The organism is Cryobacterium sp. MLB-32 (assembly GCF_000738085.1).
Taxonomy (GTDB): domain Bacteria; phylum Actinomycetota; class Actinomycetes; order Actinomycetales; family Microbacteriaceae; genus Cryobacterium.
On record NZ_JPRS01000198.1, the window covers coordinates 1 to 13,476 of the forward strand.

At 69.5% G+C, this 13,476-nt stretch carries 11 protein-coding genes; 2 read left to right on the forward strand and 9 right to left on the reverse strand.

Going from position 1 to position 13,476, the window contains the following annotated elements; translation table 11 throughout:
* Positions 1-244: 244 nt before the first annotated feature.
* The 5 genes from JF66_RS15690 to JF66_RS15710 are packed head-to-tail and all read right to left on the reverse strand — an operon-like array spanning position 245 to position 7,081.
* Positions 245-2,275: an acyltransferase family protein gene (locus JF66_RS15690; RefSeq protein ID WP_051973624.1), complete on the reverse strand. Its 2,031-nt coding sequence runs from the start codon at positions 2,273-2,275 to the stop codon at positions 245-247.
* Positions 2,265-3,509 carry a glycosyltransferase gene (locus tag JF66_RS23755; RefSeq protein ID WP_035879509.1) on the reverse strand — a complete coding sequence of 415 codons (1,245 nt, stop codon included), beginning with the start codon at positions 3,507-3,509 and terminating at the stop codon, positions 2,265-2,267. The genes JF66_RS15690 and JF66_RS23755 overlap by 11 nt, the downstream gene beginning before the upstream one ends.
* A complete protein-coding gene (locus JF66_RS15700) occupies positions 3,502-4,857 on the reverse strand; it encodes a lipopolysaccharide biosynthesis protein (protein WP_051973625.1) in 1,356 nt (451 codons plus the stop codon). The genes JF66_RS23755 and JF66_RS15700 overlap by 8 nt, the downstream gene beginning before the upstream one ends.
* On the reverse strand, positions 4,854-5,783 hold the full coding sequence (locus JF66_RS15705) for an NAD-dependent epimerase/dehydratase family protein (RefSeq protein ID WP_051973626.1): 930 nt from the start codon (positions 5,781-5,783) through the stop codon (positions 4,854-4,856). Before JF66_RS15705 ends, JF66_RS15700 begins: the two co-directional genes overlap by 4 nt.
* Before the next feature lie 14 nt (positions 5,784-5,797).
* Positions 5,798-7,081 (reverse strand): nucleotide sugar dehydrogenase, encoded by a 1,284-nt coding sequence (locus JF66_RS15710; protein ID WP_051973627.1) that lies wholly within the window; start codon positions 7,079-7,081, stop codon positions 5,798-5,800.
* 176 nt (positions 7,082-7,257) lie between these two features.
* Here JF66_RS15710 and JF66_RS15715 point away from each other — a divergent pair, with 176 nt between their 5' ends.
* Both JF66_RS15715 and JF66_RS15720 read left to right on the forward strand, forming a co-directional pair.
* On the forward strand, positions 7,258-9,060 hold the full coding sequence (locus tag JF66_RS15715) for a DUF4012 domain-containing protein (protein ID WP_081882442.1): 1,803 nt from the start codon (positions 7,258-7,260) through the stop codon (positions 9,058-9,060).
* Positions 9,061-9,138: 78 nt separating this feature from the next.
* Complete coding sequence (locus JF66_RS15720) at positions 9,139-9,405, forward strand: hypothetical protein (protein ID WP_156109848.1); 267 nt, start codon at positions 9,139-9,141, stop codon at positions 9,403-9,405.
* Between the two features lie 132 nt (positions 9,406-9,537).
* Here JF66_RS15720 and hutI read toward each other — a convergent pair whose 3' ends face one another.
* The 4 genes from hutI to JF66_RS15735 all read right to left on the reverse strand — a co-directional run.
* The gene (gene hutI, locus JF66_RS15725) at positions 9,538-10,695 is read right to left on the reverse strand and encodes an imidazolonepropionase (protein WP_035879511.1); all 1,158 of its coding nucleotides are present in this window, start codon (positions 10,693-10,695) and stop codon (positions 9,538-9,540) included.
* On the reverse strand, positions 10,692-12,179 hold the full coding sequence (locus JF66_RS15730; protein WP_051973629.1) for an amidohydrolase family protein: 1,488 nt from the start codon (positions 12,177-12,179) through the stop codon (positions 10,692-10,694). Before JF66_RS15730 ends, hutI begins: the two co-directional genes overlap by 4 nt.
* A gap of 71 nt (positions 12,180-12,250) precedes the next feature.
* Positions 12,251-12,658, reverse strand: a complete 408-nt coding sequence (locus tag JF66_RS25405; protein ID WP_369798046.1) for a M20/M25/M40 family metallo-hydrolase — start codon at positions 12,656-12,658, stop codon at positions 12,251-12,253.
* Positions 12,637-13,476 (reverse strand): allantoate amidohydrolase (locus JF66_RS15735; protein ID WP_369798047.1); only part of this gene is annotated, 840 nt, incomplete at its 5' end. The genes JF66_RS15735 and JF66_RS25405, both read right to left, overlap by 22 nt.

The window sequence follows — 13,476 nt, forward strand, 5'->3', positions numbered from 1 at the left end:
CGTTGGCCGAGGCGCGACGAAGGAGCGATCGAGGCCTCGTGGGTCGGTCTTTTTCGTTGGTCGAGGCGCGACGAAGGAGCGATCGAGGCCTCGTGGGCCGGTCTTTCTCGTTGGTCGAGGCGCGACGAAGGAGCGATCGAGGCCTCGTGGGCCGGTCTTGGGTCTGAGGGATGTCTTGCGTGGTCTCGATCTCGACAGGCTCGATCCAAGCGCTCGTGCCTCGCGCCTCGACCGGCGGGTGCCGCTAAGGGGAGGCCTCGGCCATGGCGGTGCGGAGGAAGGCCTGCAGGTCGGGTATCTGCAGCGTGGTGAACGCGGACGACAGGTGGCCCTGGTCGGCAAGAATGGGGTCGCGGCCCACCAGAACCCGGCATGACCGGCCGTCGCACATCCGCTGCACGGTGAGCAGGCGCGGTGTCACGTGCAGCGTATCCAACGCGGTGGCCTCGGCGCGGCGCAGCACGTCCGTCGTGGCGAGGGCATCGGCGAGGTCGGGCGCGCAGTTCTCCGCTGAGCCGAAGACTCGGGTGAGGCAGAGCACCGGGTTGAAGCCGAGCTGTGGATTATCTTCCACCGAGGCCGCCACGGCGCCGAAGCCGCGTATCTGCGCGACGAACTGGCTGTACGCCGCGGCCCAGCGTTGGCCCTGCGCCTCCGGTGAGATCGCCTCGCCGGTGTCGCTGATCACCCGTCCCAGGTAGCTGTTCGCATCGACGATCACCACCGCATCGGGCCGCTGTTCTCCGATCAGCCGCACGGTGTTGGCGCGGTACTGCTCGCACTCCGGGTCACGCACACCCTCCGCGTTCACGACGGCCACCGGAATCGCCGGGCACGCCGACAACCACCGGGTCACCAGCCGGTACCCCTCGGCCTGCGCCGCGGCACCGAGGGCCTGCTGCCACATGCCGGCATGGGAATCTCCCACGAGCATCACCGTGCGTTCCGCCGTCGTATCGCCCGCCACGCAGTAGCGGATGCCGCTGTCGGCCGTCGTCTGTTCGTGGCAGTCGGTCTGCCCCCGCGCCGTAACGGCGGCCTGGTAGGGGGCGAGGGCCTCGCTCGCGGTCACCATGCTTGCACCGGCATATGCTCCGCCGGCGAGCAGCAGTACCAGCGCGGCGCTCGTTCCCATCACCGTGAAGGTAAGGGGAACCGACGCCACGAGCCGCGCATCCGCCCGCGCCCGCTGCTCCACAAATCGATAGCTCAGCACGGCGATCCCGAGGCTGGCCAGGGCCGCGAGGCTCCCCACCGCCGCGGACTGCGTGCGCAGGGCCGCCATCGCCAGAATGATCACCGGCCAGTGCCACAAATACCAGGAATATGATCGGGAGCCGATCCACTGCAGCGGAGCCGTGCCGAGCAGGCGGCTCACGAGCACAGGGGACTCCGGCACGCCGTCACCGCGGGGAGTGCCGGCCAGGATGAGCAGCAGCGTGCCGAGAACGGGCACAACCGCCGCCACCCCCGGGAACGGCACGGCGTCGCTCAGCAGAAACACCCCGGCGAGCACGAGGGCCAGACCCAGCACGGCGAGCAGGGTGCGTGTTCGACGTCGAAGCGCGCGGGCGCCGATCGGAAGCGCGGCGAGGAGCCCCGCCGCCGCGAACTCCCAGGCGCGACTGGGCAGCAGGTAGAAGGCCCAGGTGGGGTGGGCGCCTGTTTGCCAGATCGACAGCGCGAAGGAGGCCAGCAGGGTCACGGCGAAAGCCGCCACGATCGTGCGGCGCAGGCCGCCGCGGCCACGCCTCGCGAGCCAGCAGGCGCCCAGAATGATCACCGGCCAGAGCAGGTAGAACTGTTCCTCCACGCCGAGGGTCCAGGTGTGCAGCAGCACGCTCTGGTCGAGGCCGTCGGCGAAGTAGTTCGAGGACTGCACGGCGAAGAGCACGTTGGAGACGTAGAGTGCCGAGGCCGCCGCCTGCTGAGCGAGTGCGGCCCACTCGAGCGGGGAGAGCACGACGAGACTGGCGAGCACCGTGATCACGATCATCACCGAGAGGGCCGGGGCGAGCCGGCGCAGCCGTGCGGCCCAGAACGAGCCCAGGCGCAGCCGACCCGTGCGATCGACCTCGCGCAGCAGGTTCGACGTGATCAGAAACCCGGAAATCACGAAGAACACGTCCACGCCGGTGAAGCCGCCACTGAAACCCGGCAGTCCGGCGTGGAACAAAACCACCGGCACGATCGCCAGCGCCCGAAGCCCATTGATGTCGGGGCGAAAATGCAGTTTCACCGCGGGCGGAGTCTGCCGGGTCGAGTCAGCGGCCATGCGCGTGTCCTCGCCGGTCGAAGCGCCCGGGATCGTCGGCGCGGGTGACGTGTTCCCGCCGGGCTGCGACCTCGGTGAGTCGCACGAGGAAGTAGTGCAGCGGCCGGGAGTAGCGGGCCGGGGAGAAGACCGCCCGAGCCGACTCGGCAATCGCCTCCCGGTCGAAGGCATAGTGTTCGGTGAGAGCGGCGGCCACGGCCGCCGCCAGCGCTTCCGGCCGATCATTGCTGAGCACCCGGGCGTTGACGCCGTGCACGAGATGGTCGCCCAGGTCGCTCGTGAGGTTGGCGAGCACGGGAACACCGAGCACCAGGCTCTCGGGCACCTTCGACGGAAACCCGGCGCGCGCATAGCGCTCCCTGCCCCGCTGCAGCGCCGAGAAATGGCTCGTGGCCATCACCCGGCGGGCGTCGGCGGCCGGAAGCCGTCCATGAAAGTGCAGGCAAGGGTGCTCGACCGGGGCATCGCCGCCGAGCAGCTGTGCCGCGGCCGCCGCGGTGAGGCCCACGATATTCACGCGCAGCTGGCCCGGATCCGCTCCGAGCGCTCCCGGCAGCAGCACGAGGCTGCGGATCGTGCGGCGGTCCTTCTTGCCGGCCGAACCGAGGTACGAGACGGTCAGCGGATGCGGCGGTGCCGCCCGCACCGGCACGCCCCGATCGGTCTGGAACAGGGGGGGAATGCGCAGCACGGGCACGCCTCGGCCGTCGAAGTGCGCGCCGAGGAAGCGGCTGATCGCGATCACCCCGGTGGCGTGCGGCGCCAGCAGACGCATCGACACCTGATTGGCGAGGGCGAAGGGGCCGAGGCTCCCTCCGGGAAGATGCGAGGCCTGGTACCACTCGACCGCGTCGATGACCAGAGGGATCCTGCGGCGGCGGGCGAGTGGAAGCAACCGCAGGAGATACCCGATCGAGGTGCCGTACAGAACGATTGCGTCGGGGGCAGGCTCCAGCCGCTCGATCCACTCGCGGGTGGCGCGGCCCCAGCTCAGGCCGCGCCAGACCCGGCGCAGTTTGGGCCAGCCGGGCAACGGCAGTTCACCCACGGGTGTCACCGTCAACCCCGGATCGCCCTGCGACGGGATGTCCTCGCCCGGCCACGCGGCAGAGCCCACGCTGACCCGGTCGCCCGCGGCCCGGAGTGCCTGGGCGATGCCGAGCATCCGTTGCGCCTCCGCCGACGACGAGCCGAAACTGACCGGCCCCACGTAGGCCACGTGCAACTCAGTCATGGGCGACCACCTGGCTGAGTGTGGCCCGGTAGCCGAGCAGCGCGGTGGGCAGGAGGAACATCAGGTACGCCGCGACGCCGGCCAGCGGGATACCGGCGAGGCCGAGCAGCGGGTAGAGCAGGAACTTGAGCGGGATCGACGCGGCCGCGAACAGCCCCCAACCCACGTATTGGTAGCTCAGCCGACCCACGCTGTTCTGCACGCTGAAGAACGGCGAACAGAACGCGATCACGATCGACCACAGGGTCAGGCTGAGGGCAAGACCGAGGGAGATACCGTGGCCGTCGCCGAGCCAGAGCTGCGCGATCAGGTTGCGGGCGAGCACGAGCACGATGCCGCCGAGGGCGACGGCGCCCACCGAAAACAGCACCATGGCCCTGGTGGTTCGACGCACCCAGCTGACGTCGCCGCGGGCGAGGGCCTCGCCGTTCGCCGGCCAGAGCGGCAGGGCCACGAGCGTCACGGCGAGGGCGAGCAGCGCGAAGAGCTTGGTGGTGATCGCAAACTGGCTGACCGTGGGCAGGTCGGCGACCTTGGCGACGATCAGGTTGTCGACGTTAAGAGAGACCGAGGTGAGGATCGACAGGAAGAAGAACGCGAACCCCACGCGCAACAGTGACCCGGCCGCGGAGGTGGAGGCGGTGCGCAGGGTGGGGGTCAGCTCGCGGTGGCTCACCGCGTAGTAGAACACGTTGTTGAGCAGGATGACGAAGGGGCCGGCGAACACGGCCGCGGCGATCACGGCCACGACACCGAGATCGAGGAGGGCGGCGGCGTAGACCGCGGCGATCGTGGCGATCGCGCCGGCCACCTGCCACGTATTGCTCTTCCACGCCTCCTGCAGCGCGTACTGCACCCGCTGCACGAGGGAGAGCGGAATGGTGATCGCGAAGGCCGAGAGGGCGAGCCCGGCCACGACCTGCGCCGTGGCAGGCTGCAGGGTGGCGCTCTGCGACTCGATGCGTTGCCAGTCGATGCTCGGCACCACGAGCCAGATCACGGCGAGCAGCATGAGCGCGACACCCCCGAGCGTGAGGTAGGCGGTGCTGACCAGGGTCTTGGCCCGTTCAGCGTCGTGTTCCGCGACCGCCCACACCAGTCGGGTGAGCAGACCATTGCCGAGACCGAGGTCGGCGAACATTCCGATGGCCGTGATCGAGGTCACGATCATCCAGAAACCGAAGAGGTCGGCGCCGAGATAGTGCAGCGTCACCGGAATGGTCAGCAGCGGCGCCGCGAGGGTGAGCACGCGCGAGCCGAGGCCGGTGGCGATCCCGAGCAGGAGCGCTCGGGTACGGAGGGCCGCCCCGCTTGACCGGCTCGTGGCCTCGCTGTTCGCCTCGCTCACAGCCCCATGTACCAGTCGTACACCTGACGCAGGGCCGCCGTGAATTCCGGCCGCTCGACGTCGGGGAGGAGTGAGTCAAGCAGCGCCGAACTCGCCTGGGAGTGCGCCACGTCGCCGGGGCGTGGCGGCAGGTAGTTCACGGCGATGGGGCGTGGATGCATCCGCTGCAGCAGCTCGATCACCGTGTTGAGCGAGGTGCGTGTTCCGAAGGCGAGGTTCACCGGCGTCGGGCAGGTGACCGTGCGGAGCAGGGCCTTGGTGAGGGTATCCGTCACGGCGTGCACCGAGGTGAAGTCGCGGGACTGCTCGCCGTCTCCGAACACCGTGAGCGGCTCATCGTTCTTGAGCGCGGCGAGAAACTTGGGGATGACCGCGGCATACACATGGTCGGCTCGCTGCAGCGGACCGAAAACGTTGAAGAACCGAAGCGCAAGTGTGGGCAGCCCGAAGCTCGTGCCGTAGGCGTTGGCGTAGGCCTCGGTGGCGAGCTTGCTCACGGCATACGGGCTCAGCGGCAGCGTCGCGAGGGACTCGATCTTCGGCAGGGCGGGGTTGGCACCGTACACACTCGACGACGAGGCCACGCTCACATGCTCCACTCCGTTGGCGCGGGCGGCCTCGAGCACGTTCAGGGTGCCCGTCACGTTGACGGCATTCGTGCTCATCGGGTCGTGCAGGGACCGGGGCACCGACGGCAGCGCGCCCAGATGCACGATCGCCTGCACACCGGCGCTGGCACGCAGCACGGCGTCGACGTCGCGCAGATCGCCTTCGATCTCCTGCACCCGTGGGTCGTGGACCGTGCGGCGGATGCCGGTGGCGTAGTTGTCCAGGGTGCGCACCCGGTCGATGGTCGGCTCCCGCACGAGCCGGTCAACCAGATTCGTACCAATGAAACCGCACCCGCCGGTGATCAAAACCTCCATCGCCGTCAACGTTCTCAGAGGCGGTGCACGCTGGTCGCGGCCGCGGCCGGAACGGACGGGGGAACGCAATTCTTGGTGTCGAGCACGAGGGTGGCACTCTCACTGAGCAGCCCGAGGTCGAACTCGTCATGCTCGGTGAGAACCACCACGATGTCGGCGGCGGCGACAGACTCGCGGGTCAGGGTCGTCTGGGCGATGCCAGCCGGCCACCGATGGCTCTCCACGTGGGTGTCGACCGCGCTCACCGCGGCTCCATACCCGCGCAGCAGGTCTGCGAGGTGCAGCGACGGGGCCTCGCGGATGTCGCCGGTGTTCTTCTTGTAGGCCAGCCCGAGCAGCAGAACCCGCGAGTTCTTCATGGGCTTACCGCGCTCGTTCAGCAGCTCGAGCATGCGCTGCACGACATATTGCGGCATGTGGTCGTTCACGTCGTTGGCGAGTTCGACGAAGCGAAAATTCTGACCCAGTTTGCGTTTTACCTGCCACGACAGGTAACTGGGGTCGACGGGCAGGCAGTGGCCGCCCACGCCAGGTCCGGGGGTGAACTTCATGAACCCGAAGGGTTTCGTTCCGGCCGCCTCGATCGACTCCCACACGTTCACTCCGAGCTGGTGCGCGAAAATGGCAAGCTCGTTGACGAGGGCGATATTCACGTGGCGGAAGGTGTTCTCGAGCAGTTTGGTGAGTTCGGCCTCCTTCGGAGAGCTCACGGGAACAGTCTGGTTCACGAGCTCGTCGTAGAAGGCCTTCACGTGGGCGAGCGAATCCGCGTCAATGCCGGACACCACCTTCGGGGTCTCGACGAAGCCCCACAGACTGTTGCCGGGATCGATACGTTCGGGGCTGTAGCCCACGTAGAAGTCGCGTCCGGCCTGCAGCCCCGAACCGTTCTCCAGAATCGGCACGAGCATCTCTTCGGTCGTGCCGGGGTAGGTCGTGGATTCGAGAATCACCGTGGCGCCGCGGGTGAGGTGTTCGGCGAGGGAGGCGCTCGACCCTTCAATGAAGGAGAGGTCGGGCAGGGTGTCCCGCAGCGGCGTGGGAACCGTGATGACGGCCACGTCGAAGCCGGCCACGTCGGCGTAGTCGGTGGTGGGGAGATAGCGCCCGGTGGCGAGCGCGGCCCGCAGCTGGTCGTGGCTCACGTCGTCGACGTAGGAGATGCCGCCGCGCAGATTGCCGATGCGGTCGGCGTCGAGATCGATGCCCACCACGTTGTAGCCCACCTCGACGGCACGCATCGTGACGGGAAGCCCCACGTAACCCTGCCCCACGATGACGAGTGTGCGGTGTGTCATAGGCCACAATCCTTTGCTTGGAGGAGGTGGATCAGCTCAGGCGCTCAGCAGCGTAATTTTACTCGCGACCGTGCCTGAACGACGTCAGAATACTCCCACCTCCGGGGGCCGAAATGTGCCGTGAACTGGGGACAAGCCCAGCGTGAGAGTGACACGTGCTCTGCTTGACTATTGACATGGAACCGACGCCGGCACTCGAATCCCCCCGAAAAGGCATGTTCGGCGGCACATCCATGGCGCTGCGCATCGTGCTTGCCGTGGTGATCCTGGTGGTGGCCGCCTCGGTGTGGGTGGGCGTTCGCGCCGTGATGGCCAAAGACGAGCTGCAGAGCGCCATTCCGTTGGCCACCCAGATTCGCACCGAGATTGTGGCGGGCGACGGGGAGGCCGCCGGCGAGACCGTCAACACGCTCGCGCCGCACGCCGCTCGCGCCGTCACGCTCACGAGTGATCCCATCTGGCGCGCCTTCGAACTCGTGCCGGTCGTCGGCAGCAATCTCACCTCGGTGCGAGAAGTCTCGGCCATCGTCGATGATCTGACACGGAACGTCGTGGAACCGCTCACCCAGATTGTGGGTGACGTGAGGCTGTCCGACTTCAAACCCGAGGAGGGCACGCTCGATCTGACGCCACTGCTCGCGGTGCGGCCCCAGATCAGCGCCGCAAACGTGGCGTTGGCCAGGGCGCGCGACGACGTGCGACTCATCGACACGGCGAACACCCTCGCTCCCGTGACGGATGCCGTGGCCGAGCTCGATTCGGTCGTGTCGGCGGCCGCCGCGAGTGTGGACACGCTGGACCGGGCCGTGCAGCTGCTGCCCGACATGCTCGGGGCGGCCGGACCGCGCAATTACCTGCTTCTGGTGCAGAACCCGGGGGAGCTGCGTGCGACGGGCGGCGTATCCGGTGCGATGGCGATCATCCACACCGAGAACGGCGCGATCACCCTCGCTCAGCAGGCTTCGAGCGAGGAATTCATCGGGGGGCATCCGGAATCCGTGCTTCCCCTGCCCGTGGACACCGCGGGCATCTTCGGCGATGTCACGGGTCGCTACGTGCAAAACACCAACCTGACGCCCGATTTCTCACTCACCGGGGCGCTCGCCCGCGAGATCTGGCGGCTCAAGTTCGGACTCGAGGTCGACGGTGTGCTCACCGTGGACCCCGCCACGCTCGGCTATCTCTTGGCGGCGACCGGCCCGATCACCCTGGACTCGGGGGACATCATCACCGCCGACAACGCGGTGCAGTTGCTCCTGCGTGACGTGTATGCGCGTTACGCGGACAAGGTGCAGCAGGACATCTTCTTTGCGGGCGCCGCGGCCTCCGTTTTCAGTGCGGTGTCGGCGGGGAAGGTCGACCCGGTGACGTTGCTCGAGGCGTTCGCGCGCGCCGGCTCGGAGGGCCGCGTGCTGGTGTGGAGCGCGCACGACTCCGAGCAGCAGATTCTGGCGGGCACGACCATGTCGGGCGAGCGCCCGGCGAGCGACGCCCAGACCACCCGGTTCGGCGTATATCTCAACGATGCCACCGGCGGAAAGATGGATACGTACCTAGATGTGAAAACCGCCGTGGGTCAAGGGGGCTGCCGCGCAGATGGTCGCCCCACTTATGGGGTCAGCGTGACGCTGACCAACACGGCGCCGGCGGATGCGGGAACCGCCCTGTCGTCGCGGGCCACGGGGGGCGGAGAGTACGGCGTGACGCCGGGCAACGTGCAGACAATTGTGTCCGCCTACGGCGCCCCCGGCATGGCCAACGCCGGACTTACCCGTGATGACGCGGCCGTTGAGCACAATGAGGCGAGCGACAGCGGGTATCCCGTGAGCACGGTGACGGTGCAACTGGCCCCGGGCGAGAGTACGGTGCTGCGCTTTGCGTGGGCCGGTGACGCTCCGTTCGACGGGGACCTGGCTGTCGTCGGCACCCCCATCGTGATGAGTGCCCCCCCGAAAGTGCTCGAAAACATCTGTCGCTGAACCCTATAGTGAGGCACGCTCAATCGGCCTATACTACGTGGCAATTGGGCTCTTCAATTCGGGCAGGGAGTTGTCATCATGGTTAAAAAGACAGTAGCGGCGTTAGCGCTGGCGGGTCTCGCATTCTTCGCTGTGCCGTCCGTTGCCAACGCCGCGACATATGTCCCGACGGGGCCGGCGAGCAACAGCACGAGCACGGGAACAGGCACGGGAACGGGCACGAGCTCGCTGCCGTCAACCGGAACCGACGCGCCCGCGCTGCTCCTGTGGCCGGCCGCCGGCGTGCTGGCCCTCGGTCTCGGTCTCGCCTCGGTGCCGATCATTCGGCGCAAGGCTCGCGCCTAGCGACTCTCGCCCCGACGTTCGGGGTCTCGACCTGGGATGGGGAAATGCGCCGCGGTTTCCCCATTCCGCTGGTCGAGGAACGCCGTCTACGGCGCGTCTCGAGACCGAGACCCGCTGAGCCGTGCGTACTGATCAGCGGCGGATGCCCCGGCGCCAGACCGCGTGGGTGAGCGGCACGCCGGGGCGGTACGCGAGGTGCGCCACGCTCGGGGCATTCAGGAGCTGCAGGTCCGCGAGACCGCCCACGCGCAGTGACCCCACCGCATCCGTTCCGTGCTCGCGGTTGACGGCCTTCGCCGCGCCACGGGTGGCGGCCCAGACCGCCTCGTCGATCGTCAACCCCATCTGCAGCACGGCGGTCGCCACGCAGAACGGCATCGACGTTGTGTACGAGCTGCCCGGATTGCAGTTCGACGCGAGGGCGATCGATGCGCCCGCATCCAGCAGTTGCCGCGCGGGCGGGAACGGCTGTCGAGTGGAGAGGTCGCACGCCGGCAGCAGGGTGGCGACCGTGCTGGAGCCGGCGAGGGCGTCCACGTCGGCCGCGTCGAGGTGGTTGCAGTGGTCGACGCTGAGACAGCCGAGTTCCGTGGCGAGGCGAACGCCGCCGCTGAAGCCCAACTGGTTGCCGTGCACGCGCAGGCCGAGACCCGTCGCGCGGCCGGCCAGAAGCACCTCGCGGGTCTCCTCCACGTCGAAGGCACCCGCCTCGCAGAACGCATCAATGAACTGCACGTAGGGACGCACGGCATCCAGCATCGGCCCGGTGACGAGGTCGAGGTAGTCGCGGCGGTCCACCCCCGCCGGAACGATATGCGCACCGAGGTACGTCACGACATCCGCCACGGATGCCGCGGCGCGGGCGCTGCGCACCTCGCTCTCGAGGTCGAGGCCGTAGCCCGTCTTGGTCTCGAGGAACGTGGTGCCCTGTGCTTCTGCTTCGTCGCGCAACCCCCGGGCCGTGGTGGCCAGCTGTTCGTCGGAGGCCGCGCGGGTCGCCGCGACGGTGGCGTTGATGCCGCCGGCCGCGTACGCCTGGCCGGCCATGCGCGCCTCGAATTCCGCGGACCGGTCTCCGGCGAACACCACGTGGCTGTGCGTGTCCACCCAGCCGGGCAGGGCCGCGCGACCACCGGCATCCGTTCGCGTATCGGCCGCGGGCGCCTGGGCCGCGGGGCCGATCCAGAGCACGCGCCCGTCGCCGATCACGAGCGCCGCATCGTGCCGGCGTTCGCGGTCGTCGTTCTGCGTGGTCAGTTCGCCGATGTTGGTCACGAGTTCGGTGGTCATGGGGTGCCTCCGGGAGAGTTGTGTGTCGACCGATCGTCGAGCCGGTTCAGACGCGACAACCGGTCGAGCGCGTGTGCCATCAGGGCCTCCGGGCGCAGCTCGGCATCGCCGGACTGCACGAGCCGCCCGCTGTCGGCCACGACCCGGCCGGCCACGATCACGCGCCGCACGTCACCGGCCGTCGCGGTGAGCGGCAGCTGGTCACGGCGCGAACCGACGGTGCGGATGCTGTCGGTGGCGATTTCGACCAGGTCGCACGGATCCCCGGGGTGCAGCGCCGAGCGGCCGAGTCCGAGCGCGGCGTAGCCGTTTGTCGATCCCGCGGTGAGAAGTTCGGCCGGCGTGAAGCGCCCGCGCTCGCCGGACCCGAGTCGTTCGCCCATCTCGAGGCCGCGCATTTCAAGGAACGGGTCGATCACGGCGTTCTGGTCGGAGCCGAGGGCGATCGGGGCGCCGGCGCGCAACAGGTCGCGGGCGGGGCCGATGCCGTCGCCGAGGTCGGCCTCGGTCGTGGGGCACATCACCACGGTGACACCGGCGGCGCCGAGCAAGGCCCGGTCGTCGTCCGTGAGGTGCGTCGCGTGCACCGCGCTCAGCCGCGGGGCAAGGGCGCCGAGCGAGTGCAGCAGCCCGGTGGGGGTGAGCCCGAAGGCCGCCTCGCAGTCGGCGTTCTCCTGTGGCTGTTCGGAGAGGTGCACGTGCAGGGGAACGTCGGCGGGGAGCCCGGCGAGAATCTCGCGCATTGAGTCGGGGGCCACCGCGCGCACCGAGTGCAGGGCCGCGCCGAGCGTGACGAGGGGATCCTCGCTTGTCGGCCCGAGCGGCACGACCCGGCCAGCGGAACCGGGAGCGGACGAGGTTTCCGGTTCGCGATCGTAGCCGATGCGTGAGTCGTCGGCATCGAGCCGGTCGCGCAGGCCGTGCCAGCGTGCGAGCCAGCCGGCGGCCGAGCCGTCGCCGAACCGGAGCTGTTCGGGCGCGAGGTCCTGCGCGATTCCGCCCTGCAGGTAGGCGGTGTCCAGCAGCACGAGGCGGATGCCCACGGCTCGCGCCGCCGCCGCCAGCGCCAGCTCCATCGCGTGCGCGGTGTCGTAGGCGGAGCCGTCGCCCTGGTGGTGCACGTAGTGGAATTCGCCCACGGCCGTGAAGCCGCTCACCAGCATCTCGGCGAAGACCGCACGGGCGAGGTCGTAATACGAGTCGGGGTCGAGCCCGGCCGCGACACCGTACATGCGCTCGCGCCAGCGCCAGAAATCGCCGCCGTCGGCGTGGGTGTGGCCGCGCAGCGCCCGGTGGAACGCGTGCGAATGCGCGTTGGCGAGGCCGGGGAGCACGGTGCCGAGGCGCACGTCGGCCGGCTCAGCCGCCACTCCGGGCCAGACGCGGCGGATGCGGCCGGTCTCGCCCTCGAGCCGCACGCCCTCGGTCGCAACGCCGTCGATCACGAGCGTCTCGCACCAGAACGATGTGCTCGCTCGGCTCATCGCGGCCTGCCGCGTGTGGGCGGGTGCGGGACGGGGTGTGTGCTCGGCCGCTCGCGTGCTCGGGCCCCCGCTCACAGCAGGTCCCGCAGCAGTTGTTCGAGGGCCTCGACGCCGGCCACGCAGTCGCTCGGCTCGGCGAATTCCTCCGGGGCGTGGCTGATGCCCGTGGGATTGCGTACGAAGAGCATGGCGCTCGGCACCCGGCCGGCGAGCACACCGGCGTCGTGGCCGGCCCCGCTCGACAGGCGCGGTACGTCGCCGAGGGCGAGTGCGAATCGTTCGCGCAGGGCCTTGTCGAAGGCCACTCGCGGGGCCCAGGATTCCTCGGTGACGGTGGCGGAGCATCCGTTCAGTGACGCTTCGGCGACGGTGCGGACGGTGATCTCGGTCACGAGGGCGCGGGTCTCGGCGTCGGTCTCGGCGCGGGCGTCGAGCCAGGCGTGCACGGTGCTGGCGATCACGTTGGTGCCGCCGGGCACCACCTCGAGCGACCCACGGTGGCGCGGCTTCCGGGCCTGTCCGCGGCGGCATCCTGCACGGCGACAATGGCACGGGCCGCCGCGATCATCGGGTCGCGCCGGGCGCTCATGGTCGTGGCGCCGGCGTGGTTGCCCTGGCCGGAGAAGCTCAGGCGCCAGCGCCCGTGGGCGAGGATCGACGAGGCGACGGCCACGGGCCGGCCGAGGTCAATCAGGCCGCGACCCTGCTCCACGTGCAGCTCGATGAACAGGCCCACGCGGCCGAGCGCCGTGGGGTCTGCGCCGAGGTGGGTCGGGTCGAGTCCGGCACGGGCGGATGCCTCGGCGAGCGTCACCCCGTCGCGGTCGGTGAGCGCGCGGGCGGCATCCGCGTCGATCGCGCCGCTGATCAGCCGGGAGCCGAGGCAGGCCACGCCGAAGCGGGACCCCTCTTCCTCGGCGAACACGAGCACGGCGAACGGTCGGGTCGGCACGAATCCGCTCGCCTTGAGGCGGGCGACGGCGTCGAGGGCGGAGACCACGCCGAGGGGGCCGTCGTACGCGCCGCCGCCGGGAACCGAGTCGAGGTGGCTGCCGGTGACGACGGCATCCGTTCCGGGCGCGCCCCACCACGCCCAGAGGTTGCCGTTACGGTCGGTCTCCACGTCGAGGTCGAGGCGGGTGGCGCGTTCGGTGAACCAGGCACGCAGCTCGAGGTCCGCGCCCTGCCAGAGGTGCCGGGAGTAGCCGCCGCGCACCGCGTCGCGTCCCACGTCGGCGATCTCGTCGAGGCCGGCGAGCAGGCCGTGCGCGAGGCTCACGGCCGGGGTGTCGCCCGC

Bases quoted from the DNA above. Each gene is read 5' to 3' on its own strand.
- JF66_RS15690 (WP_051973624.1), bottom strand. From the start codon at position 2,275: ATGGCCGCTGACTCGACCCGGCAGACTCCGCCCGCGGTGAAACTGCAT.
- JF66_RS23755 (WP_035879509.1), bottom strand. From the start codon at position 3,509: ATGACTGAGTTGCACGTGGCCTACGTGGGGCCGGTCAGTTTCGGCTCG.
- JF66_RS15705 (WP_051973626.1), bottom strand. From the start codon at position 5,783: ATGGAGGTTTTGATCACCGGCGGGTGCGGTTTCATTGGTACGAATCTG.
- JF66_RS15710 (WP_051973627.1), bottom strand. From the start codon at position 7,081: ATGACACACCGCACACTCGTCATCGTGGGGCAGGGTTACGTGGGGCTT.
- JF66_RS15715 (WP_081882442.1), top strand. From the start codon at position 7,258: ATGGAACCGACGCCGGCACTCGAATCCCCCCGAAAAGGCATGTTCGGC.
- JF66_RS15720 (WP_156109848.1), top strand. From the start codon at position 9,139: ATGGTTAAAAAGACAGTAGCGGCGTTAGCGCTGGCGGGTCTCGCATTC.
- hutI (WP_035879511.1), bottom strand. From the start codon at position 10,695: ATGACCACCGAACTCGTGACCAACATCGGCGAACTGACCACGCAGAAC.
- JF66_RS15730 (WP_051973629.1), bottom strand. From the start codon at position 12,179: ATGAGCCGAGCGAGCACATCGTTCTGGTGCGAGACGCTCGTGATCGAC.